The organism is Nostoc sp. EspVER01, from assembly GCF_034530635.1.
In the GTDB taxonomy this organism is placed as follows: Bacteria; Cyanobacteriota; Cyanobacteriia; order Cyanobacteriales; family Nostocaceae; genus Nostoc.
In genome coordinates, this window is sequence record NZ_JAVRCS010000018.1 from 65,729 (window position 1) to 89,015 (window position 23,287).

Here is a 23,287-nt window from a genome sequence, read left to right on the forward strand (position 1 = left end):
AGATAAAAATTTATACCTCAATCATGAAAATTTTTCTTGCAGATACAGAAGCGACGCTGCGCTTAGGTATTACTCTTGGCGAATCCCTAACACCTGGGAGTGTAATTTTACTAGAAGGTGATTTAGGCGCTGGTAAAACTACTTTAGTTCAAGGCATTGGTAAAGGTTTAGGAATTGCTGAACCCATTGTCAGTCCCACTTTCACGCTGATTAATGAGTACACAGAAGGGCACTTTCCCCTTTACCATCTGGATTTATATCGCTTGGAACCGCAAGAAGTTGCAACCCTAAATTTAGAAAGTTACTGGGAAGGTATTGAAGTGATACCAGGAATTGTGGCAGTTGAATGGGCGGAACGATTGCCTTACAAACCAGATAGTTATCTGAGCGTGAGTTTGACTTATGGACATGAAGGCACTCGTCAAGTCGAACTCACACCATTCAATTTTGCCATTAGCAAAGTCATTGCCGCGAGTTAAGCTTATATCCCGACTATAAGCATGAGGGATTTCAGTTTTTTGATCGCAACACTCAAAAATTCCTACAAATAATCAAAAGAGAACTTTACACTCTTCCTATCTGCCACTACCACGTTCGCCACTGTCATTTCCTAACATTATTATCTCAACCAAAACAAAAATATTTAATCAGCTTTTATTCAATAGAAAACTGGTAGTCGGCTTTGCTGACACCTGTCCCTATAAATTTAGGAAAGTTCGCAATACACTAGCTTTCTTTCTTTAAAAGGGAGACTATTTTTTCCTTCACTCCCTTAAATCCAGGCGGGGTTATCTTATCCGAATAGTATTGAACCTAAAGTGATTCTTAACTAAACGGGATATACGAATCAAGCAAGTGCAAATAAACTGTTGTTGGGGTCAATGAGAGTTTTGAGAGAACTAGTCAGCTTCGATTGAAACCGATTAGTTCCCTACTGTGGTTCAAAAAAGGAATCTAGATTATTTAGCAGCGAATGCTAGTAAAAAAGTTAAGCAATCATCAGTTTATGTATAATTTTAACTTTTCTTACACTTAGTATTCCCAAGTTAAGTTCACAATCTATACAAAAAAATAAACTATTTTATAAATTTACAAAATTAGTTTTAATAATTTGAACTAGCAATAAATTCTTATATTCACATCTGTAATTAGCACCGATATCAATAAAATATTTAACTAAAATATCTCGTATTTATACATATTTTATCTAGAAAGACAAGACACGAAAAAAGCAAACCATGTAAAGATACAGGGTTTTATCTGTGGACTGAACTCTTTGTTACACCTATCACTTCAGAGTTAAGCAAAAATGCTTAATCTACGGCGTTTAATCGTAGATTAAGCATTTTTGCAATGGGTAGAGTTGAATGGCAACTAAGAAAAGCCCACAGGCTTGTGTCATCTTGTTCCCAGCCTCTAGGCTGGGAACCATTCAGAGCAAGGGCTGTATCTTTTCTTGGTGCCAAACAAGCGCAGACTCTTAGCTAGTCGAAGTTGCTTTCGTTACAAATCTTCATCAAAATTCTATTCCGATATATCGCGATATATTTCGATATATCGTATATTAGAGAAAGTTGATTTGAGATTTACTTATGTTTAGACATTTTCGGTCACGTTTTGGCGCACCTGCATGGGCAGGAGTTAGCGAAGAGGATTCATTGCTTATCAGGTCGTGGTTTGGACATGGCAACCATCATGACAAGCATCATGGTAGACATCATGACAAACGCTTTGATAATGAAATGTTTGGTCGTGGTTGGGGAGATGAATACCGGACTCGTCGGGGTGACATCAAGTTCATTCTGCTGGAATTGTTATCCGAGCATCCTAGTCATGGTTACGACCTGATTAAAGAGATGGAAACTCGTTATGGTGGTTTCCGTCGCCTCAGTCCTGGCTCAGTGTATCCAACACTCCAATTGCTGGAAGAAGGTGGTTATCTCAAAAGCGCACAGGAAGGGGGCAAGCGGATTTATACGATTACGGATGAGGGTAAACAATTATTGGCAGAACGTACCCAACAAGAACCTTCAGATACTCCTTGGGATGCCTTCAAAAGTTTTGTTACAGGTAAGCCCCAAGAGTTTATCGAATTGCGGAATGCCGCCACAGAGTTAGCTGCTGCGGTGGTGCAGGTTGCTCGTAGTGGCAATATGGAGCGGATAAATCGGGTGCGCGAGCTTTTAGAACAAGTTAAACGTGAAATTTACACGATTCTGGCTGAAAAATAAGTAGAGGCTCGTAGTAAGACTCTGTGTGGCTGGAGTGGAGCCACTCAGTAGGCCTCGCGACAACACACCATAGGCAGTCACACCAATACCAAGTTCTTCCAGTACAGGAAAAATCTCGCTCTCAGCACTACGGCTAATCAGGGAGTACTCGATTTGCAAATCACTTGTTTTACTGCTAGTTTAGGTTAAAAATTCTCCGCATCTTTGCATAACTATACGTTGGCTGTAGGGCGCACGATAATCTCATTCACATCAACGTCATCTGGTTGTTCGATTGCAAAGGCGATCGCTCTGGCGATCGCTTCAGCCGGAAGCGCAATCTTGCGGAATTCCTGCATACCTTTACCAGCTTCGGCGTCAGTAATGCTATCGGCCAGTTCTGACTCCGTTACGCCTGGCGAAATAACTGTAACGCGAATGTCGGTATTTTCCTGACGCAGCCCCTCCGAAATTGCCAACACCGCGAACTTAGTTGCTGAGTAAACGGCGCAGGTTGGCCACACCGCATGTCCGCCGATGGAGGACAGGTTGACGAACTGGCCAAATCCTTGGCGTTTCATCAGCGGTAGCCCAGCGGCGATGCCATTGAGTACGCCACGGATGTTCACGTCAATCATCCAGTCCCATTCATCAACCTTCAGCGCTTCTAGCTTCGAGAGGGGCATAACGCCTGCATTGTTGACGATGACATCAATGCGGCCAAATTTGCTCTGAGCAAATTCTACAAAGGCTTGGAAGTCGGCGCGATTAGTAACATCAAGGGTCTGATACTCCGCCGAGCCTCCCTCAGCGCGGATTGTAGCCACGAGGGTTTCTAGCCGCTCCGTGCGTCGTGCGCCCAGGATGACGTGGATGCCCTTACGAGCGAGTAGACGTGCTGTCGCCTCACCGATACCGCTACTTGCGCCTGTAATTAGTACGACTTTCTGTTGGTTGGTAGTCATAAAACCGGATCTCCAAGTTATTGTATTCTCTAGCACACTCTTAGATTAAGAGTGTCAAAGCTTGATGCGGTAATCTGAACCTGCGAAATTCTTGCCTAATCCTGCATTTTTCTTCATTGTTTATCATGAAAAGATAAACTGACCTCAGCGGCTAAATAGATTGCGGCTGCCCTGAATGTTAGTTTCATAAAGGATTTCAAACGACATTATGGAACAGACTGTTAGAAAGCAGCAGTCCGAGCTAGCCGCTCTGATTGCACAAAACAGTAATGGAGATGGTGTCCATCCCACAGCGATCGAGCGGTTATTCCTGATCCGTTCCTTACAACCGACTGCGCCTCTCCATGCTCTGCATGAGCCTGCCCTGTGCATCGTCGCTCAGGGCAAGAAACAGGTAATGTTGGCAGACAATCTGTATGTTTATGGTCAAGACCAATATTTGGTGGTATCCATCGATCTGCCTGTTGTCGGTCAAGTGATTGAAGCAACGCCAAGCGTTCCGTATCTGTGTCTTCGGCTCGATTTAGATATGGGAGAACTCAGCACACTGATGATGGAGGCAAAACTAGAGGCTCCAGCAAACGAACCACCGGAACCAGGCTTGTCTATTAATCCTGTTAGCCCGCAACTACTTGATGCTGCAATCCGACTTGTACGATTGTTGGAAACGCCTGAAGATATTACCATCCTCGCACCTTTGATTGTCCGAGAAATTCTCTACCGTTTATTATCTGGCGAACACAGTGCTAGATTGCGACAGATTGCTTTAGTCGATAAACAATTCCAAGCAATTAGCAGAGCGATCAACTGGCTGAAATGGAACTACGAAAAACCATTTCGGATCGATACGATCGCTCGTGAAGCGCGCATGAGTCCCTCGTCGCTTCATCATCACTTCAAGTCAGTCACCACCATGAGTCCTTTGCAATATCAAAAACAACTTCGGCTTCAACAAGCCCGTCGTCTGATGCTGGGGCAAGGTATGGATGCGGCGACTGCTAGTCATTATGTAGGTTATGAAAGCCCCTCACAGTTCAGCCGTGAATACAGTCGCTTGTTCGGCGCACCACCGTTGCGTGATATGGCTCGGTTAAAAAGTGGAGTTTTTGCGGATGGGGGATGAGGGGAAGGGGAGCAGGGGGGAAGTTGCAGTAAGTGGCGTTGCATATTTGCGGGATGATTTTGCTAGTTTTGTGGGATGGGCCGAAAAGCCCATCCCTTGTATTTTAGGGATCTCGTGTCGCCCACCCTACAAAAATCATCCTTTGATTCAGCAATGCCCAGTAAGTCTTTTCCCCTCTGCCCCTCCGCTTCTTTGCCCCATGTCCTCAAAAATTAGAAGCGATCGCACTTAAATCTGGCTCGATGAGTGAGTTTAGCAATGTCCATAACTGCAAATCAGTAAAGTCTGGAATTGCCATAAATGCACCGACTGACTGCAAAATTTGCGGATCGTGGGTGGAGGCGATGCCAATGGTGCGAATATCTGCGCCCACTGCTGAACGAATACCAGAGGGAGAGTCTTCTAAAGCGATCGCTTCTTCTGCTGTAATCTCCAATTTATTCAGGGCAACTTGGTAGGGCGTAGGATCGGGTTTACCTGCAATACAATCATCCGCTAAAACAATTGTATGAAAAGCTTCTTTTATCCCCAAAACTTCTAGCATAAATTCTGCATTTAGTCTAGGAGCATTAGTTACTAAGGCACGTTTTAACTGATGTGTTTCTGTCCATGCTAGTAGTTCAGAAAATCCACTTAGCGGTTTGAGATGTGGGGCGAGTTTGCGGAACAGTGCCTCTTTTTCGTCTGCAAATTTTTGCCCTTCTGCTGCTGATAATTGTGGCAGAATGTCTTTAACAATTTCTGGATTTAGCCTTCCACTAATTCGGGATTTATAAAATGTTTCGTCTATGTCTATGCTGTAATTTAACAGCATTTCCCGCCAAGCTCGGTAGTGTATAGGGTCAGTATTGACAATAGTGCCGTCTAGGTCAAAAAGAATTGCAGCCAGCATGATTTTTCGGTAGAATGTAAATAATTGTTAACTTAATTTAAATAGTTTACATTGTTTTTTGTCTTTAGTGATTGTTCCTTTGTTAATACGGGGATTGGGGACTAGAGAAGAAAATTTCAAGAGTCAGAAATTAATCTGCTAAATCCTAAAATCTATACTGGATAGGGCATATAAGCGTAGACAGGTAAAACCTCTGGGCAAACTGCCGTATAATTGATAACCTTCTTCGTAAGCAAATGGTAGCCGCCACAAACTTTTTTCGCGTTGATGATTTATTAGTGCAGATTTACAACTCTGAAGTCGAAATGGCTGAGGATGTTGCCGAAATCGTGCAAAAGTATTTACAGCAAGTTCTTAATCTTCAAGATACAGCTGCTGTATTGTTAGCTACAGGTAACTCTCAACTAAAATTTCTTGATGCTTTGATTGCATTGGGTGGTGTAGATTGGTCAAGGATTATTCTGTTCCATCTAGATGAATATTTGGGAATTACTGCTGACCATTCTGCTAGTTTTCGGCGTTATATGCGAGAACGTGTAGAGAAAAAGGTTAATCCTAAGAAATTTCACTATATAGATGGTGATATATTACAACCACTGGCAGAGTGCGATCGCTACACCAAATTATTGCAAGCACAACCGATTGACTTATGCTGTCTTGGTGTTGGCGAAAATGGACATTTAGCTTTTAACGATCCATCTGTAGCAAATTTTCAAGATCCTTACAGCGTGAAGCTGGTAAAACTGGATACTGTGAACCGTCAGCAACAAGTAAATACAGGTCACTTTCCGAATTTAGAAACTGTCCCACAGTATGCTTTTACTGTCACTATCCCAACAATTTGTTCAGCTAAAAAAATTATTTGTCTTGCTCCAGAAAAACGTAAAGCGAATGTTGTAAAAGAAATGCTGCAAAGTTATATCGGTACAGACTGTCCGGCTTCTATTCTCCGTCAACAACCACAAGCGACGTTGTTTTTAGATGTTAATTCTGCTAGCGTACTAGAATTACCTTAAACTTATCCATTTCCAAGCTAATTATTGCAGCGATCGCTGGAATTGTATGAGGTAGTTTCAGTATACAGTAACGCTATAACTATCAAGCGAGATTTTATATCCAAATTCGCAAATTCTGATACACTTTGTTCTAAAAAATTGATGTTTATAGAAGTCATAAACATCTCAAAGTAATGAAATAAAAGTTTCTAAATACGCCAGTCATCAAAATTTGGTTTTATATTAAGCGACTGGCGAATTTAGCAAGCTTTGAAAGGAAGGGTATAAATCACTTAATAGATACCCTTAAGCATCCTCAAAAGTTCAAAGGTGCTAAATTCCAGCACCTGATTTTGCTTCAGCACCCATTGGCGAAACATAATCACGGAAAACAGTAATCTGCTGTTCAAAGTCTAATCCTTGAATTTTGCCAAACAAAGCTTTAGCTTCGGAAGGAAGTTGATAATCATCAGGTACAGGAATGATAGTGCCATCTTCCATGCCTTGAGATAATCGATACCAAAACAGGAGTTTTGTCGTATCACCCAAAGAGCCATACTCACGAGAAATTTGGGTATCCACTTTATTAATCAAATCACGCTGAACTTGTAATTGTTGTTCGTGAGATAATTCCTTAACTTGGTTAAATAAACCTTCAGCTATTTCTGGAGAAACAGTACTGGCTCCAGGAGCAGCTGGAGTAATTGAACCCCCCATTTCTTTATAGATAAACCAAAACAAAGCAAGTTGTTGATCTACATTTAACTGTTGCCAAGCTTGAACGTGTTCGCGAATAGTTGGATCGTTAGTTTGTGTGTATGTCATGATTAACTTCAATTGCAATTACTTATTTATTCTTAAGTAATGTTATCAAATGTACATTTGGAATTTTACCCTACTGAAGACAGATGTATGAAAATCATAAAGAAGATCGTTCAAAGCCAAAATAATGCTTGGCAAGTGCCAAATGAAAGAGTTAGCAATTAGAAGTCTGTTGCCAAATTGAATGATTGTTAAAAGGTATTTCCCTGGATGGATGTTAGCTTGATTGTAATAGTGGTTGACATCCTCACCGACCTAAAGGCGCTCTTAAGAAGGAGTAATGAGTAATAAGTAATAAGTAATGAGTAAATACCCATTTTTCATCCACTCATTACTTTAAAGCATTGCGTGCAGCACGGGGCTTCTCTACGAGACGCTTCGCGAACAGACCCAAATATGTGGTAAAGAAGCACTACTTGTTAATATTTGAAATGGCTAAATTTAGGCATCGTTTATCTCGTTCCCAGTCTCCGACTGGGAACGAGGAAAACGAGAAAATGCTTATCAAGCTAGGTTTTTAGGACTTGTGTGTACACCGTAGGCTTGCGGGGAGGGGAGAATTTGACGTAAGTCAAAGACGGGGTGGGGTTCCTTTTTGGATTTATGCAAGAAGTCTACTGTTAACTAACGACTTCAGACGCGAGTGAGAATCAAACAATTTCATTATTCAAGCCCCTGCATTCATGCATGGGTTAATTCAAAATCGTAAATCCAAAATCGAGTGACGAATCGTTAATCTCTATTTTTGTAGGTTGCGTTGGCGTAGCCCGCCGCAGGTATCGCTCTTCAGAATTCAGTTTTTAATTATCTTCTTGACTGTCTTAACTGTCTTAACTGTCTTAACTGTCATTGCATTTTTTTGAAGATAGCGAGAAAATACAAACGTGACATTCAGAAGCACAGAAAGAACCCATCTTTCCAAAGATTTATTTGTCAAGAATGCAATTATCTCAATCACTTTTATTATTTTGGAGGAGAAAAAATCATGAATTCATTCAACGAAACACAAAATTATATACTAACACAAGGCCAAGGTATTTATCTGTCTGGCAATCCCATTAAAACAGAAAATTTTTATATTAAAAAGACCCTACGCAATGGTGGAAGAATTCGTTTCAAAATTCGTTATTCTGCTGAACTACAGGGTTTCTGTCTGCTAGAAATTTTTCTAATGAGAACACAAAATGGAACACTAACTGCTGGCATGACTATCCCTAATAGTGGTTCGACAGCTAGTTTTCAAGAACAAGAGCAAGAATTTGGTATTTGGGAGCCAGAAGATTATTACTTCTTTTTCAAAATGTCTTCCAATAATGGAAAATTTTATATCGAGGATTATCAGCTTTATTGGTCAAACAATTAATTATTTTTCGTTGAAAACCTTGTTTCTAATCCTAGAGGATCGTTACGGTGAGCGTCAGAAAAAGAGTCTGTGATAGTTTTTTATCAAGCACGTTTTTGCAATGATTTATATTCAAATTCAGCAACACCTAGTTGTTTTTTAAAGTAAGCACGGTAGAGTTCACAACGCGGTAGGATGCGATCGCTTTCATAAGCGATCAAACCCAAGCTTTCGAGCTTATGAGCGTCAATGGGATTGAGAGAAATGCTTTGTTTTGCGGCTACAACTTGAACATACGCCTTTACTAAACTAGGATTTTCTTGTAAGATTGCCCAGTGTCGCCATAAATGATAGCGATAGATGCCGCCGTTAGCGATCGCATCTTGTATCAGTTCTTCTAAGGTCATTCCTTGACAGCATAGATAATATAGAGCAATCCGAATCAGTGCTGGATGTCCCCCCACGAGAGACATTAGTTGGTTAACTTCATTATTAGAAGTCCAATCTAAACCATGTCGTTGGGCTAAGTATTTTACTTGGTGGTCAGTAAATTCTGGCAGACGGATCGGTAGTCCAATATTAAATGGAGAACGGTTGATATCCAGCGAGACATATACTTCTGTGGAGTAAACTACCACTAACCTTAGTTTTTGCAAGTTGGCATCTTGTCGTGCTTCTTCATACCAAGAGCGCAACAAACCAAAGAACTCTGGAGCAATTTCTGGATATTCAAAAAAGCGGTCAACCTCATTTAACACTAAAACTACTGGACTTTTGCATTGCTTGAGCAAATAAGATTGCAAATATAAACTGCAACTCAACTTACACCCTATTTCCTCATCCCAGTTTTCATCTAGCTTAGGGTCAATATCTAATTCTGTTGCAATTTGCCGGCAAAGAGAACGCAAAAGTTTATTTAAGTCTGTCAGACAGCTTGAATCGATTTGGTTGCAATTCACGTTCACCGAGCGATAACTTTGCATCTTGGCAAAGGCTAACAGCCGCAGCACAAGAGAACTTTTTCCCATTTCTCTTGGTGCTCGAATCCGAATCACACAGCCTGGTTGAATTACTTCTCGATAAACAAGTTCCTCGATGGGAGGACGATCGACATAAAAGGGGGAATCTACAGGTACGGGGCCATCTGGGTATGACCAAAGATTTTCGAGTTGGTCATGGTGTTGAGTCGCAAGATAATCTAAGGGTAAAGACGGAAATAATTTTCTTTCTCCTGTGTCTAAACTCACTGAGAGGGGTTGAAAGCCTTCAGTATGATTCGGTTCACTCAGGATTCCATAGTCTTCGCTGCATAATTCTAGGTTAAAGGCGCTAAAGCACAATTTCAAGGTTTTTTGATCCACGCCTGTATTCAACGACCATAATCGGTTCAGAGTTTTGGTAGATACCTTCATGCGATCGCCTAAATCTTCTAGAGTGAAGCGATGTCCATTGTTCTCTACCTTTTCTATAGCCAGAATCGCCCCTTGCAAACGCTTCAGCCCAGCGATCGTTAGAACAAGTCCCCGCCTTCGCGTGCTCTTAGATTGCTTCATATCACTAATTATTAATCTACTTTCTTGATTTACTGTCTTAGCTATTTCTTCATTGTTTCACGTTTTAAAACAGTTATTCAACAGTTACTTACCCGTTCTTAAAATCCTAAAAAATTTGTAAAAAAATATACATATAGTGTTTGGGATAGTTAGATAAATGGGTATAAACAAACATAACTATATTGATTGTCATTTTTTCTCCCCTCCAGAAAGACGTTGGCGCTTCTGCATCAAGTATCTTTGACTACTTGTAAATAACAAATGACAAGCCTTAATAGTTGACTTTATTTCTACCAATTTACTCAGTATTACTGAAAAATCTTTTTTATCTGGTATTAATATGAATTTTGCAGTGCAGACCCAGACAACAAGGAGTAAGCAATGTATACGAAGGGCTGTGATGCTGGCGCCTGTCGTAGGATGCGGGTAGGGCTGTAGGGAAAATACCGCACTGGCTTCACTTAATTTCTTCCCAAAGTTTGGTCTTTGGGCTTTTTCGATTTTAATAGCGATCAAACAGACATAAAATTATAGCACGCAGTAAGGGGTGGTACACCTAGCTGTACCACCCCTACTAAAAACCTATGTTTAATGCAATTGATAAAACGCTACAATCTATTATCAGCAAGGATGAGGGTGTTACCCAAATATTAGAAGAGTTCGTTGGTTAGACACCAGCCTTCCTAATATTACTCATTTATTGGCGAAAAGTTATTTGTACTTACTGCCAGGTAAAGATTGCAACGCATTTAGCATCGAACTAGTTAAGGATCTTTTCGCCAGTACGGGCTGCACTGTCTCCTACATCACTAGCAGTTTTCTGAGCACCTTCTACGTATCCAGATCCAAATTGTTTAAAGGCTTCTGCTGACTCTTCTCCAATCTTTTGAAGTCGTTTACCGGGAGAACCTTCCGTTTCACGAGCTTCTTTATTCCACTCCCCGATTGTTCTCGGTCTCTGAGAATCATCTTGCTGTATCTGTTCGCGAACTCTTTCCTTTAAGCCTGTACTACTTTGCCCAGGAGCAAAATTCGTCGTCAGCACTAAAAAACCAACTATGACAATAGCCAAAAAACTTTTTATTTGAAGTCCTTTAAGCAGAGAACTGATGTGACTAATAGTCCTAGAAATCAAATTTATCATGCCAATTAACTTGTTTTTTGGAGTACCAATAAAGACTAACTATAAAAAAATAATTATCCTTCTAACAAAAGGCATATCTCAGTTATGAAAAATCTGGGATGAGACTATACCAATCATCCGCAAGCAAATCAACTAAATCAAACCATTTATAGAAGTGAAAAATAATGTAAAGATGTAGCAATGCTAGGTCTCTACAAGGGTTCTGGATAACGTATATTTAATTTCACCAGATATGTATTAACTGCAATATTTAGTAAACTACGATTTTTTTTATATATTGCTTGATTTTGACATCACCTAAGCGGTAGAAATTGGTGTACTCGTTTTTGCTTCTACAGAAAATAAGAGCAAAGCACTCAAAATTAGTTTGTGGTTGGCTGGCTAGAGCAAAAAGTCGATAATTAGGCAAAAAAGCTAATTTTGTGTGGAAATAACGCTTTGAATACCATTGAGAACAATGGAAAATGTGAGAGAACGGTTGAGATTAGCATAAATTTCCAAAATTCATCCTAAAAAAGCATTTAAATGCTTAATAACAGCTTTTTTATAAGTCTTACTCTTTATTTATAAATCATACTTGAGATTCCTTCGGCTACCAAATGTAGCACTAAATACATTTTTAATGCTACATTTGGCTTTTAATACAGATAGAAGTAAAGAAAACATGTATCTTTGGTTATATAAATTATCAACCTTAAGAGATAGATGTTTAATGGATATTTCCTAAATAGTTACTAATAACAATCAACAGTCACACGACTTTTAGGCTAGTACACTGTGGCGGAAGTTTGCCTACTTTAGCAAGTTGCTTGAACAATTTGTCTAGTTAATTGAGATGGTAGTTGGATTTTTGCTGCGCTGTACTAGAGGCATTGTTTATCTGACTGAGTAGATTTGAAGGGTTTACAGACGAAAAACTACTCGACATTTTTCCTTAACACGAGAACTGCTTCAGGTGGAAAGCCAAAGGATGAAATACTGGATAACGAAATTAGCAGTCTGTATAGTATTACTGTCTAACTTGTTGCTATCAAATGATTATGCAGCAGCAAACCAACTTTCAAATACTTCTAATATTGATGTGCAGCAATTAAATACACTGCCAGTAGTTAAAAACGTAGCAAGTGCTGACAAGAATCTTGCTGAGATTAAAAAAGAAGATTTTTGCCGATTTAATGGGATTGTTAATCGAGTAGATAAATTAGAGGGACTCTTCACACTTTATTGTAGCGAGGATTCAGGAAAGGTTTTCTTAGAACTTAAGCCAGAGCAGCTAAATAAAGACTATCTAGCTATAGTGACATTGGAATCAGGCGTCGGGGAAAGTGGAATTTATAGTGGATTACCTCTCTCTGATTTTATTTTTTACTTCCGACGAGTAAATAATAGATTGCATTTTGTTGTGCGGAATGTAAAATTCCGTACAGATAGTATACCAGAACAGCGATCGCTTGCTCGCTCATTTAGCGATTCAGTTCTTTATTCACTCGAAATAGCCACTATCGAGCCAAAGAATAAAAATATTCTGATCGACCTGAATGGACTGCTAATGCAGGATTTTCCTGGATTAACTCCTCTATTAAAATACTCTTTACAGGCTGATTACCGCTTAGATGCACGCAAGTCATATTTTGGTGATGTTAACAGCTTCCCAGACAATATAGAGATTGATTCAATTTACGGTTTTTCATCACTAGAAGGCTCAAATTTAATCGCTGTACCCGATAGTAGGGCACTCACTCTGAAGGTACACTACAGCTTTTCTCAATTGAGAGAAAACAATGGTTATATTCCCAGACTTGCCGATGACAGAGTTGGATATTTTACTACTGCTTTCCAAGATTTCTCTAACAATAATGCTCACGAATCATTTGTACGTTACATTAATCGCTGGCATCTAGAACCATCCAATCCTGACGCCCCTTTATCACCACCCAAAAAACCAATTGTGTATTGGATTGAAAATGCTGTACCACTAGAATACCGCGATGCGATTCGTGAAGGCGTTTTGATGTGGAACAAAGCATTTGAGAAAGCCGGATTTCAAAATGCCATTGAAGTGCAGCAAATGCCAGATGATGCTAATTGGAAACCAGCAGATGTACATTACAACACTATTCGCTGGTTCAATTCTTTAGATGCAGGTTTTGCCAAAGGGCCGATGCGCGTCAACCCATTCACCGGGGAAATATTGGATGCAGATATCATTGTGGATGCCAATATGGTGCGTTTAGTTCAGCAAGAATATCACGCACTGATGGAGGCAAATTCATGTCAAGAAAATACGAAAGGACGTGAAGACGCGGGGAAATTCCTGGATAAATTTGCCTCCTCTTCCTCTGCTCACTTTTTCTCCTCAGAGTCGTGCTATGGTATAGAATCTTCAAATCAAGCAGCTATGGGGGCGCTGGCGTTGTCAATGTTGCCAGACACTACACCTAGTAGTGAAACGATTAAAGAGTATGTGCATCAATATTTGCGTTCTCTCATCGCTCACGAAGTCGGGCACACTCTGGGTTTGCGCCATAATTTTCATGGCAGCACCATGTTAGCGCCAGAAGAATTAAATAATACTGAAATCACTCACACCAAAGGTTTAGTAGGTTCGGTGATGGACTATGTACCTGTGAACATAGCACCACAGGGAGTACAGCAAGGTGACTATTTCCCAGGAGTTATTGGGCCTTATGACAAATGGGCAATTGAGTATGGTTATAAAAAATGTCCATCAACAGCCCTTGAGGTAACTATTCCAGAATCAGAAAAAAGTTTTTTAGACCAGATTGCATTAGCATCGCCTCAACCAGAATTATCTTACGCAAGCGATGAAGATATCTGGGACATCAATCCTTTAGCAAATGTCTGGGATATGAGTAGTGATGTGCTACTTTATTCGCAGTGGCAAATGGATAATGCTCGTTTTATGTGGCAGCGTCTTGATAAGGGTTATCTATCGAAAGGAGAAAGCTATAGTAACCTGCGCCTTAAGTTTAATAAAGTACTTAAATATTATTTTCGGAACGCCACTTTGCTTGCTAAATACATTGGTGGACAATCTTTTCGGCGTCTCCATACCAGTAATGATGCTGCTTGGACATTTGTACCAGTTTCACTTTTAAAACAACGTCAAGCATTGACAAAGTTGCAAGAGTATGTATTTGCAGATAATGCTTTCAGCTTTTCACCACAATTGCTCAATCAACTAGCACCATCGCGTTGGGAACACTGGGGCAATTCTGCACCTAATAACCGCCTTGATTATCCAATTCACGATCGCATTTTGAGTTTTCAAAGTATGATATTGCGATCGCTATTAGACAGCGATCGCCTAAATCGGTTACAAGATATAGAATTAAAAACTCTGCCTGGAGAAGCGCTTTCTATGCCAGAACTGTTCGACACCCTGCAAACAGGCATCTGGACAGAAGTTTTCGCCCCCGGAGAACCAAAGCCAATTTCGAGCATCCGGCGTTCATTGCAACGGGAACATCTGAATATTTTGTTACAGATGATGTTGGGTACTACTAATACACCTGAAGATGGTCGGACATTGGCTTGGTATAAATTGCGCCAACTCCAAAAAGCCATTGATGCCAGACTTAAACAACTTGGCGAAAGCCTTGATGTTTACACCTTAGCTCACTTAGAAGCTTCTGGCGATCGCATTGCTAAAGCATTAAACGCACAGTTACTTTCTAAATAGTCATTTGTCATTTGTCATTAGTTATTCTCCCCTGCTCCTCGGTCATTGAGCGGCTTGCCCTGAGCGGAGCCGTTGGCGCAGCCTCTCGTAGAGAAGGGAGCCGAAATGAGCCGAAGTGCTGCTCCCCTACTCTCCACTTCCCCAAGATACCGCTGCAATAAGCCAATGAAAACTTCTGGTATTTCCAAATGAGGTAATATTCCGGCATCTGCGATCGCATAAAAATCTCGGATTGCTCTTGGATTTAAATTTGCCAAACGTTGCCCTAATTTAATGTCGGTAAATTGCGCTTTTTCTCCCCAATAAATGACAGTGGGAATTGTTAGTTGTTGAATATATAAACTCAGATCAAAGTAAAGATCGCCCCGCAAAAATGCCAAAGCAGCAAACTTGGCATTAGGTTGTTGTGCCGAGGTTAAATAAGCCTCCACCATTTCTTGAGATACTCGTTGTGACTTAGCAAACAGAAAACTTTGTAAAAAATTTCGGACTGCAATTTCATTTTCAGCACCAAGCATATAAATAAAATTGTCCAACAGAGGTGCATTGATTACCGAAAGCGGAAGTCTGCGTCCAGCACCCTGCCCAAAATCATCAAATCCAGAAGGGGAAACCAAAAACAGTGCTTTGAATAAATTGGGTTGAACAATAGCTAGGCGAATAGCAAAAGCGGCTGTGAGAGATGAGGCTACCACTGTCACCGGCTGGTGACAAGTTTGGATGATAAACTCTGCGATCGTGCTGAGATAATCCCTAATTTTATAATCTCGGACTGGATGGGCTGATTCTCCCCAGCCGATTAAATCGGGGGCTAAAATGTGGTAATTAGAAGCAAAAGCTGGGTAAACTTTAGACCATTCATAAGCAGATGCTCCACCACCAAAGTTATGGAGAAATAATAGTGGGGGTAAATCTTCAGTGTCAGCAATCGTCCAAGGTGCATTCGTTTGGGTATAGTAAACCATTGCTCCCAAAGATGTATGGATTACTTTATGTCCAAAGCCAGGAGGTTGAAACTCAAGCATAAAATTAAAAAGTTTAGTTTAAGTTTAAATAAGAGCCTGAAACTTTCTTCTTTACAAGACGCTGCGCGTAGCTTGCTTCCCTGTAGGAGTAAGCTAAAAAACATCTAATTTACATAATCGAATTAAATATAACTCTTGTGGGATGGGCATCTTGCCATTGGTGTCAAGTTAAGCTCAAACTTACTATGTCAATAAGCATTTAGGCTTAAAAATTCGGTTTTCAAGGGACAAAAAACGAACTTTTTCAAGGACTATTAATGCTTTGTTTATTAGCATCACTTCCAGCTTGTGTATAGAAGTCAGAAAAAGTTTACCTTTATACTTCGTTTCTAACAAAACCTATCGTTGACAAATGGGTTTTAACCTTAAGTTGACACTAATGGCATCTTGCCCGTCCAGTATATGCAATTTAAATGTGGAACAGCTTACAACTTGAATCTTGAATTGTTAACCTTGCTTTTTGTCGGCATCTGCTGTTACCGGAACAAGCTGGTGCAGGTTATCACCGCCAATATCATAGATTGCCCCAAAACCGACGACAAAACGACCTTCACGGGGGGTTAGCTGGAAAATCCGAAAATCAGGCAAGCCGCGCAAAATTTCGATAATTTGACCAAACCGTCCTTGAAATTTCTCAACAATTTGATTCCACTTGTCTGTTTCACGCTCTATTAAAGTTGCCGTACAATCAAAACTCAAACGGCTACGGCCAAAAATTTGATTAGTCTTAGCTTCATCCTCGATAAACAAAACACTAACATGAGGGTTGGCATAGAGATTTGCGGTATGAATCGCAAGACCACTAACGTAAATATAGATATTCTTAGAATCATCCATTACAAATGGAGCATAACTAGCATTAGGTATTGCCTTTGCGCTCACAGTGCTAATGATTACGCTCTCAAACGCTTCAGGAAATTTCTCGTACTCAGTTTGAATGTTTTCAAGTTGACTCATAAGTAAATTACTGCTCGATTAGGAACACCTAATTAAGTATCCTAACGTGATTGAGCGATATCTACGACCCATACAAAGCTCAAAAAAGAAAGCGATCGCTCTTTAGTTAAAGGGAGCGATCGCTAAATTTTTGGATTATAGAATACTGCTTAAGCAGCAACAGGTTCCAACAATTTAATGTCAGAGAAAATAAATTCCTGAGTAGAAAATTGTCCTGCTGTCTCGGTGCGAATCTCCCGACGATTTAGGATGAAATAGTCGCCAACTTTTTCATACTCATCAACAAATTCGCTTCTACCACCCTTTTGTTCCCCAGTTTTGGGGTCATGGTACACAGAGTCATAGCGGTGAGACAGGTAGCCTTCGCCAGTGTCGTGACTGCTGAAGGTGTCAATGGTGACGTAAGTACCGTGGATTAGACGGTGAACATGACAGACTTCATTATTGCGGACTTTGTATTTATCGCCTTCAGCCTTACCACCCATTAAAAGTTCAACCGCACCAGTTTCGTCAGTTTTACCATAGGTAAACGTATTGGCGCTGTGGGTGTCTTCAAAGCTGCGGCGGACGCGGTGAATTGCTATCTCCCAGGCTTGACCATGAATTGCTTTCTGGGCTGACTCATCATCTACATCCAAAACTTCGGCTTTGAGATTGGCAGTGATGATAACTTTGCCTGTAAACACTTTATCATCATGCTTATAGGTAATATTTGCAGTATAACCAGGGAAATTCTTGTCCCAAGTATAGCGGTTTTCATAAGCAGCCCGGAAAAGTTCCTGAGCAGAGAGTTGTGTAACTGTCATGTGCTTCTCCTAGTCGCTACTGTAATTAGCGTTTTAGTTTCCTTGGTATTAGCATAGAAGTAATTGTTGAGGCTTGGATAGTCCCCAACTGGGTACACTTATGGCTAATTCTCTACACGCTGTATTTCATGCGATCGCTAATGTCCAGAATGAGCAAGAGTTAAGACTCGCTCTCACGGATAAAATTAGCGAGCATTTTGGCGTGCAAAATTGGGGTATTTATCTCCTTGATGAGCAGCCAACCACTGAGATTAATGTTCCAGGCATTCCAGCAGTATGCTTAGAGAGCAATCCAGTGGGGCGCTACGTGGTTGAGCGTCATGCTCCCGCCCACGAACAGTTATTATTATCGCCAGGAGACTGGAAGCATTTTTGTTCGCGTTCCGACCACGAACACGTGATGACCGGGCCAATTGTTTGCGATGGTCGTCTTGTCGGAACCCTTAACTTGGCACGTGACAAGGGAAATCCTGCCTTTAATGGTAACGATTTAGCTGACTTGAGCGCTTTATGTATTCATTTGTCAGCAAAAATGGCAACCCTACGGACAAAACCCAAAATATCCAATTCCCTTTTAGTTAGTCCTTTAACAACGCGTGAGTTAGAAATTGCTGATTTGGTGGCGCAGGGGTTAACGAATGCGGAAATCGGAGAAAAACTTTGGATTACGCAAAATTCCGTCAAACAAGCTTTAAAGAGGATGTTTCGGAAGTTGAAGGTTTCGGCGCGTGCAGAAATGGTGGCAAAGCTACAAGATATACAAGTTTCTTGAAGGGGGCAGGGGTAGTGTTTCGACTACGCTCAACAACCAGGGAGAGGTTTTTGGGCTTTGTGCGTATATTCGGGAATTAGAACTATCAGCCGGACTGGATATGAAAACTTTAATTCTGGGTATAAAATCCAGTTTTAAAACAAGAATTGTATTGAGTAGAGTGTAGCGAGATACAATTCTTCTTACTTTAATCTCACGCTTGTTAAAGGTGGGTTGCTCATGCTTGGTTGTTGAGCGTAGTCGAAACACTGCCTCACTTCGACTACGCCCTTCGGCTACGCTCAGGACAAGCTCAGTGACCACCGGCCCCCTGCTTGGTTGTTGAGCATAGTCAAAACACTGCCTCCTACCTTCTGTTATAAAGACTCTAACTGATGGTAATCTAAGATTGTAGAATGAAATCCAATAAAAACTTTTGTTTTTGACAGTTTTCTTTTTTGGACAATAGTAATATAAGTCGTAAATAAAGTCTTTGACAATTAAGACTTAGTTATGATTTAAGTAAGTTCTAGAGAACTTAGTTAGTTTTTTAACAGGAGAAGTAGGGTGCTTAACAACCTTCATCAGTTATTATCTCCCCGAAAGTGGGGAATTCCCCTCGCGGGCTTAGGCTTACTTCTCGGTTTGGGCTTTCTAGCCAAGCAGACTCAAGTAATATCATTTACAGATTCTCGATTATCATCGGCTCGGATTCAGAAAACCTCCGAAAACTCTCTTTTGTCGCAGCTGAGAAAAGTTCGAGAGCAGAGAAGTCAACTTAATGCGGCTTCTGGAGGCGATAAAACAGTACCTACAATCACAGCACTGGTTCCAGGCGATGGGGGAATTACAAAAAGTGCAAGAGTTTTACCAAAAGCAAGTTTTCCTGTAAAAGATGGGATTTACCTCTATGGCCAATCCCCAAAACCAAACCAGCTTGGTCAAGGTTATATCATATTTCAAAAGCAGCAGAATAAGGTAACGGGTGCTTTGTATATGCCCCAATCAGAGTTTAATTGTTTTCAGGGTACAATCAACCCATCAGGTGAGTTGGCGATGACGGTTAATAGTTCGTCAAATGAAGCCAACTCTAATCAATCGAATCAGGTAGCTACAAGCAATAGACTGCCCAAGGTTGGTGAGGATGAGTCAAATTCTTATGCTTACTCCCTGGCTCTGCAAGACTTTTATCAGTTAAATTCGATCGCAGCTAGCGATCGCCGCACGTTACAAATGTGCAATTAATCTCCAATATCTTGATTATGTCCTTTTGGACTAGACACACTCAAGCAGCCCTGAGTGTGTTATTAAGTAATACTCAGTAGTTTTCTATAACTTTTCCGCCACCCATTAAAATCGCTGACCTGTTGTAACTTCAAATCTAAGTTCTCCTCGGTCGCTAATTCCTAAATCACCTCGAATCAGCCCAAAGGATGACTTGACGCGCAATCCTAAGCCGTAACCAAAGCCACTTCCGGGTTTATCTCGTAGCACTCCTGGTTCTCCTAGCACGGTTTCGCTAGACCCGAAATCTGAGGCGAAGTCAGTAAAAAGAACTCCTCCAATTGAGTAAGAAATTGGGAAACGATATTCCACAGAAGCTAAACCATAACTCCGACCACTGGCAACTTTTCCATAACCGTAACCCCTAACAGAATCTAGTCCACCAATATTAAAAGCATCAGCTGGTGGAAAGTCTCCAATAGTCGTACCAATTTGGAAATTAATCGCCAACATTTCTGGATTGTCAGTTGGTCTACCATTACCGATCCAACTGACTGGTAAATACTGAATATAATCTCCCTGTAGGCGGTTGCTAGAAATATTACCCAGTCCAATGGGAATTGCTTGTTCTGTGCTGAGAGTCAGAATCGATCCTTGAGTCGGATTTTCTCGGCGATCGCGTTGATCTTTGGATACAGAAAATAATACTGTAAATAAGTCATCAATACCAGTACCGCTAAGAGATAAAGGATTCCCTAAACTATCAACCTGTGAAACTTTATAGTCGCGATCGCGTAGGCTAATTCTGGTATAGTTCAAACTTATAGCTGCATCCCACTCATCAAAAGATTTTAAAACTCCCACAGAACCGCCAAACCTTCCCTCGCGTACCTTGTCACCGTTAGACAATCTGATATCGTCGTTGAAAGTTCCTGATGTATTACGAGTACGAAAAGCTCTGATGCTGTAGCCTAAGCGGTTTGGTTCTTGAGGACGATAACGACTAGTAAACTGACCATTAAATTGGACATCTTTACCGCTGATTTGCACAGTTGTATCTAATTTATCGTTAAGACCGCTGATATTTTCATCTCTATAACCTACTCGACCGTATAATCCAACATCGTCGTTGTTACCACCTCCTAAAATTAGAGAAGGGAAGTTACGCTCTTTAATTTCATAGATAAGATTAACGCTATTGGCATCTTCTTGTCGATAAACATTGACTTCATTAAATGACTCTAATCTCCGCAATCGTTGCAAGTCTGCTTCTAGTAAATCTTCACGGAATACTTCACCAGGTTTGAGTTTCAGCAGACCAATGATAAATTCTTTTTGAGTCCGTCCTTTAATCGGCTGACCTTTGTCATTGAGTAATTGATCTTTGTTATTAACAAAACGAATTTGGATGTCTTTGACAATTCTTTGAGAAAACTCGGTAGACTGATTATCTACTGGAGTTAATCCGATATAGTCACCATATTTTGCATACCCTCCTTCTATCTCTAAAGTTGGTTTTGTTGCCACAATACTACTAGGGCCATCTTCAGTAGAAGATTGCGAGTCTGCAACGGCCTCTAGATTTTCTCCAGCTATTAAGATGACTGCGATCGCAACTACAGCTATTTGAATATACATAAATAAAGCTTTGTCATTACCCACATTTTGGCAACAGTTAAATATTTGACAAGTAATCAAGTGGACATGAGATCAAAGCTTTCTTTCTTCAGTAACTAATGTCAAACTAACCCATTCGCCTTTCTCGTTGTAGCTGCGAATCATCCGTCGGCGTAGGTTTGGCTGGATTAACCAACCCGCTTCGATAAAAAATGGTTGGCGTAACTGCACTTTGACAGGTGATGTCGCAGAAGCGCCATCTGGTAAAAATAATACTTGCACCTGCTTTTGGGGATCTTGGTCAAAGAGAACAATGGGGCCTTTGATGGTAGCAGTTGAGGTAATTGTGCGATCGCCAAAAGAGGTACTTTGAATTAATCGCCCAGTCTCATCTAGTTGTAATTTTAAAGTTGTAGAGTAAGTATCAGGCGATCGCCAATCTGGATATATTGTTACTGCTTGACCTTGCCATTCTCCCAACAAATCATTTATCTGTAAAGTTGGACGTTCATCTGCTGGGGTTCCAGAGAGATGTTCTCGAATTAAGATTAATTCCTTTAGCTGACCAGTATTATCAAACAGTTGCACTAGACGCAAGCGACGATTTTCATGAACAAAAGCGAGTTCTCCACCAAATTCGGAAAATGGCCCTAGCTGAATTAAACCTTCAGAAAATGAACCATTTTCAAAAAATAGCAGACCCCCTCCCACGGTATTAAAGTCTCTGATTACATCTTGTCCCGAACGGCTCAGAGTTAGGCGCACTTTCTGGCTATTATTCAAATGTTCTAGGGAAAGACGACTAGGAGTATCATTCAAAAGTGTTCCTTGGGGAGAAAAATTCGTAAATGAACCTTCCCAAACACCCAGATTCTGCAAAAAACATTCCCATTGTGATTTTGTCATTTGTCATTTGTCATTTGTCAATGACTATCCTTTAGCAAAACGTCGGACAGCAAATAAGCTCCCCATTAATCCTACACCTGCACCGAAACTCAAAAGAATCAGGGGCAATAATAAAATTTCTGCTGGAGTGAGTTGCACTCTGTTGGTGATGACTTGGATAAACTCAGGTTGATTGACTAGCAACTTACCGAGAAACTGTTGAATCACAGAAATGAAACTCCAAGCGATCGCACCACCAACCAAACCAAAGGCAATTCCTTGTAGAATAAACGGGAGGTAAATCCAAACAGAAGTCGCTCCCACTAATTGCATAATTTCAATTTCCTGGCGACGCGCCATGACAATCAGCCTAATTGTGGTGGTAGTCACTGCGATCGCTGTTAAAGTCAGAATCATCGTAATTGTTAAAGTAATCCAGTTCAGACCCCGATGCAACTGGGCAATGCGTTTAACTGCTTCATCGACATACTGCACCGTCTCAACTCCTCGTAATTTAGCCAACTGTGTTGCTAAGGTTGGTACAACTTGAGAATTACGTGCTTTCACCTTCATCTCATCAACCAGAGGATTCTCACCTAGCTGCTGGGTAGCACCCTCAATATCAGAAATTCTCATTTCCTTAACTAACTTAGTCCAAGCTTCTTCTTTGGTAATGGTTTTTATTGCCGCCACCTCTGGCATTTTTGCGATTAGTGGCTCAATACTTTCGATTTGCGTATCCGGTTCGAGATAAACTGATACTTCTAGCTGGCTACCAAACTGATAGAGAAGTTTTTCGACTTGCCAAGAGGTTTGCAAACTCAAGCCGAATAAAAACAGTAACACCGTCACAGTACTGACAGCAGCCCAATTCATCCAACCTCCCCGCAGTAAACCGAGGAAAGTTTCTTTCAGCAGATAGTCAAGCTTCGTGAAAGATTTAAACACACATCACCTCAAAATTTGAACTTAACGCCAAAGCAATAAGTTCAGCCTTTGCGTCTTTGCGTCAATAACACCACTATTTATAGTCAATGGTGCAAAGTTTGCCAATACATCAGCTTTTATCTATTGCTACTTCCTTCCTGCTGCCTTGACCATTTACCTGATATTCATGCCATTTGCCACAGATATATTCACTATTGCTTTTAACAGTTATTGATAGTAATTGGCTAGCTGTTCTAGTGTCTAAGCAATTCTACGGTTCTTTAAACTGACCTCAAAAAAGTGGGGAAATAGTTTAGTATTTATACGATGTTTTTCTCTGGGGATC

At 40.7% G+C, this 23,287-nt stretch carries 20 protein-coding genes; 8 read left to right on the top strand and 12 right to left on the bottom strand.

Translation table 11 applies throughout. The features are described from left to right. Nucleotides 1–23 precede the first annotated feature (23 nt). Together tsaE and RMX69_RS16850 are read left to right on the top strand one after the other, a co-directional pair. A complete protein-coding gene (gene tsaE, locus RMX69_RS16845) occupies nt 24–479 on the top strand; it encodes a tRNA (adenosine(37)-N6)-threonylcarbamoyltransferase complex ATPase subunit type 1 TsaE (RefSeq protein WP_289798184.1) in 456 nt (151 codons plus the stop codon). Nucleotides 480–1,592: 1,113 nt separating this feature from the next. Continuing rightward, nucleotides 1,593–2,231: a PadR family transcriptional regulator gene (locus tag RMX69_RS16850; protein ID WP_289798185.1), complete on the top strand. Its 639-nt coding sequence runs from the start codon at nt 1,593–1,595 to the stop codon at nt 2,229–2,231. On the opposite strand, the gene RMX69_RS16855 is transcribed toward RMX69_RS16850, so the two are convergent. Together RMX69_RS16855 and RMX69_RS16860 are read right to left on the bottom strand one after the other, a co-directional pair. After that, on the bottom strand, nt 2,184–2,390 hold the full coding sequence (locus RMX69_RS16855; RefSeq protein WP_322638141.1) for an aldo/keto reductase: 207 nt from the start codon (nt 2,388–2,390) through the stop codon (nt 2,184–2,186). The two genes, RMX69_RS16850 and RMX69_RS16855, sit on opposite strands and share 48 nt — an antisense overlap. Nucleotides 2,391–2,443: 53 nt before the next feature. Further along, entirely contained in the window at nt 2,444–3,175 is a 732-nt protein-coding gene (locus RMX69_RS16860; RefSeq protein ID WP_289798187.1) for an SDR family oxidoreductase, read from the bottom strand. Nucleotides 3,176–3,383: 208 nt separating this feature from the next. On the opposite strand from RMX69_RS16860, the gene RMX69_RS16865 reads away from it, so the two are divergent. After that, nucleotides 3,384–4,298: an AraC family transcriptional regulator gene (locus tag RMX69_RS16865; protein ID WP_322638142.1), complete on the top strand. Its 915-nt coding sequence runs from the start codon at nt 3,384–3,386 to the stop codon at nt 4,296–4,298. Nucleotides 4,299–4,503: 205 nt separating this feature from the next. On the opposite strand, the gene RMX69_RS16870 is transcribed toward RMX69_RS16865, so the two are convergent. Then, nucleotides 4,504–5,190, bottom strand: a complete 687-nt coding sequence (locus RMX69_RS16870; protein ID WP_322638143.1) for an HAD-IA family hydrolase — start codon at nt 5,188–5,190, stop codon at nt 4,504–4,506. 236 nt (nt 5,191–5,426) lie between these two features. Here RMX69_RS16870 and RMX69_RS16875 point away from each other — a divergent pair, with 236 nt between their 5' ends. Next, on the top strand, nt 5,427–6,206 hold the full coding sequence (locus tag RMX69_RS16875) for a glucosamine-6-phosphate deaminase (RefSeq protein WP_289798190.1): 780 nt from the start codon (nt 5,427–5,429) through the stop codon (nt 6,204–6,206). A 312-nt stretch (nt 6,207–6,518) separates the two neighbouring features. Here the strand turns inward: RMX69_RS16875 and RMX69_RS16880 are convergent, their stop codons facing one another. Next, nucleotides 6,519–7,010, bottom strand: a complete 492-nt coding sequence (locus RMX69_RS16880) for an orange carotenoid protein N-terminal domain-containing protein (protein WP_289798191.1) — start codon at nt 7,008–7,010, stop codon at nt 6,519–6,521. A gap of 982 nt (nt 7,011–7,992) precedes the next feature. Between RMX69_RS16880 and RMX69_RS16885 the strand changes: the two genes are divergently transcribed. After that, nucleotides 7,993–8,370, top strand: a complete 378-nt coding sequence (locus RMX69_RS16885) for a hypothetical protein (RefSeq protein ID WP_289798192.1) — start codon at nt 7,993–7,995, stop codon at nt 8,368–8,370. Nucleotides 8,371–8,453: 83 nt separating this feature from the next. Here the strand turns inward: RMX69_RS16885 and RMX69_RS16890 are convergent, their stop codons facing one another. Both RMX69_RS16890 and RMX69_RS16895 read right to left on the bottom strand, forming a co-directional pair. Continuing rightward, the gene (locus RMX69_RS16890; protein WP_322638144.1) at nt 8,454–9,902 is read right to left on the bottom strand and encodes an AAA-like domain-containing protein; all 1,449 of its coding nucleotides are present in this window, start codon (nt 9,900–9,902) and stop codon (nt 8,454–8,456) included. Between the two features lie 760 nt (nt 9,903–10,662). Continuing rightward, entirely contained in the window at nt 10,663–11,046 is a 384-nt protein-coding gene (locus RMX69_RS16895) for a hypothetical protein (protein WP_409878201.1), read from the bottom strand. A gap of 970 nt (nt 11,047–12,016) precedes the next feature. Between RMX69_RS16895 and RMX69_RS16900 the strand changes: the two genes are divergently transcribed. After that, on the top strand, nt 12,017–14,749 hold the full coding sequence (locus RMX69_RS16900) for a zinc-dependent metalloprotease (protein WP_322638146.1): 2,733 nt from the start codon (nt 12,017–12,019) through the stop codon (nt 14,747–14,749). A gap of 17 nt (nt 14,750–14,766) precedes the next feature. On the opposite strand, the gene RMX69_RS16905 is transcribed toward RMX69_RS16900, so the two are convergent. The 3 genes from RMX69_RS16905 to RMX69_RS16915 form a co-directional block, all read right to left on the bottom strand. Further along, nucleotides 14,767–15,774 carry an alpha/beta hydrolase gene (locus RMX69_RS16905; protein WP_322638147.1) on the bottom strand — a complete coding sequence of 336 codons (1,008 nt, stop codon included), beginning with the start codon at nt 15,772–15,774 and terminating at the stop codon, nt 14,767–14,769. A gap of 447 nt (nt 15,775–16,221) precedes the next feature. Beyond that, nucleotides 16,222–16,731 (bottom strand): HugZ family protein, encoded by a 510-nt coding sequence (locus RMX69_RS16910; protein ID WP_322638148.1) that lies wholly within the window; start codon nt 16,729–16,731, stop codon nt 16,222–16,224. 149 nt (nt 16,732–16,880) lie between these two features. Next, the gene (locus RMX69_RS16915) at nt 16,881–17,537 is read right to left on the bottom strand and encodes a DUF3386 domain-containing protein (protein WP_322638149.1); all 657 of its coding nucleotides are present in this window, start codon (nt 17,535–17,537) and stop codon (nt 16,881–16,883) included. Nucleotides 17,538–17,637: 100 nt separating this feature from the next. On the opposite strand from RMX69_RS16915, the gene RMX69_RS16920 reads away from it, so the two are divergent. Continuing rightward, a complete protein-coding gene (locus RMX69_RS16920) occupies nt 17,638–18,309 on the top strand; it encodes a LuxR C-terminal-related transcriptional regulator (protein ID WP_322638150.1) in 672 nt (223 codons plus the stop codon). A 546-nt stretch (nt 18,310–18,855) separates the two neighbouring features. Further along, nucleotides 18,856–19,533: a hypothetical protein gene (locus RMX69_RS16925; protein WP_322638151.1), complete on the top strand. Its 678-nt coding sequence runs from the start codon at nt 18,856–18,858 to the stop codon at nt 19,531–19,533. A gap of 105 nt (nt 19,534–19,638) precedes the next feature. Here RMX69_RS16925 and RMX69_RS16930 read toward each other — a convergent pair whose 3' ends face one another. From RMX69_RS16930 to RMX69_RS16940, 3 genes are all read right to left on the bottom strand, one after another. Beyond that, the gene (locus RMX69_RS16930; RefSeq protein ID WP_322638152.1) at nt 19,639–21,150 is read right to left on the bottom strand and encodes a BamA/TamA family outer membrane protein; all 1,512 of its coding nucleotides are present in this window, start codon (nt 21,148–21,150) and stop codon (nt 19,639–19,641) included. A gap of 72 nt (nt 21,151–21,222) precedes the next feature. Then, complete coding sequence (locus tag RMX69_RS16935; RefSeq protein WP_322638153.1) at nt 21,223–22,035, bottom strand: DUF3598 family protein; 813 nt, start codon at nt 22,033–22,035, stop codon at nt 21,223–21,225. Nucleotides 22,036–22,059: 24 nt separating this feature from the next. Continuing rightward, nucleotides 22,060–22,962, bottom strand: coding sequence for an ABC transporter permease (locus RMX69_RS16940; protein ID WP_322638154.1), 903 nt, complete (start codon nt 22,960–22,962; stop codon nt 22,060–22,062). Nucleotides 22,963–23,287: the final 325 nt, after the last annotated feature.

What these genes read in the sequence shown, in the direction of transcription:
- RMX69_RS16870 (WP_322638143.1), bottom strand. Translation starts at nt 5,190, where the DNA reads ATGCTGGCTGCAATTCTTTTTGACCTAGACGGCACTATTGTCAATACT.
- RMX69_RS16885 (WP_289798192.1), top strand. Translation starts at nt 7,993, where the DNA reads ATGAATTCATTCAACGAAACACAAAATTATATACTAACACAAGGCCAA.
- RMX69_RS16850 (WP_289798185.1), top strand. Translation starts at nt 1,593, where the DNA reads ATGTTTAGACATTTTCGGTCACGTTTTGGCGCACCTGCATGGGCAGGA.
- RMX69_RS16905 (WP_322638147.1), bottom strand. Translation starts at nt 15,774, where the DNA reads ATGCTTGAGTTTCAACCTCCTGGCTTTGGACATAAAGTAATCCATACA.
- RMX69_RS16860 (WP_289798187.1), bottom strand. Translation starts at nt 3,175, where the DNA reads ATGACTACCAACCAACAGAAAGTCGTACTAATTACAGGCGCAAGTAGC.
- RMX69_RS16890 (WP_322638144.1), bottom strand. Translation starts at nt 9,902, where the DNA reads ATGAAGCAATCTAAGAGCACGCGAAGGCGGGGACTTGTTCTAACGATC.
- tsaE (WP_289798184.1), top strand. Translation starts at nt 24, where the DNA reads ATGAAAATTTTTCTTGCAGATACAGAAGCGACGCTGCGCTTAGGTATT.
- RMX69_RS16865 (WP_322638142.1), top strand. Translation starts at nt 3,384, where the DNA reads ATGGAACAGACTGTTAGAAAGCAGCAGTCCGAGCTAGCCGCTCTGATT.
- RMX69_RS16875 (WP_289798190.1), top strand. Translation starts at nt 5,427, where the DNA reads ATGGTAGCCGCCACAAACTTTTTTCGCGTTGATGATTTATTAGTGCAG.
- RMX69_RS16880 (WP_289798191.1), bottom strand. Translation starts at nt 7,010, where the DNA reads ATGACATACACACAAACTAACGATCCAACTATTCGCGAACACGTTCAA.
- RMX69_RS16915 (WP_322638149.1), bottom strand. Translation starts at nt 17,537, where the DNA reads ATGACAGTTACACAACTCTCTGCTCAGGAACTTTTCCGGGCTGCTTAT.
- RMX69_RS16900 (WP_322638146.1), top strand. Translation starts at nt 12,017, where the DNA reads ATGAAATACTGGATAACGAAATTAGCAGTCTGTATAGTATTACTGTCT.
- RMX69_RS16930 (WP_322638152.1), bottom strand. Translation starts at nt 21,150, where the DNA reads ATGTATATTCAAATAGCTGTAGTTGCGATCGCAGTCATCTTAATAGCT.
- RMX69_RS16920 (WP_322638150.1), top strand. Translation starts at nt 17,638, where the DNA reads ATGGCTAATTCTCTACACGCTGTATTTCATGCGATCGCTAATGTCCAG.
- RMX69_RS16910 (WP_322638148.1), bottom strand. Translation starts at nt 16,731, where the DNA reads ATGAGTCAACTTGAAAACATTCAAACTGAGTACGAGAAATTTCCTGAA.
- RMX69_RS16895 (WP_409878201.1), bottom strand. Translation starts at nt 11,046, where the DNA reads ATGATAAATTTGATTTCTAGGACTATTAGTCACATCAGTTCTCTGCTT.
- RMX69_RS16935 (WP_322638153.1), bottom strand. Translation starts at nt 22,035, where the DNA reads ATGACAAAATCACAATGGGAATGTTTTTTGCAGAATCTGGGTGTTTGG.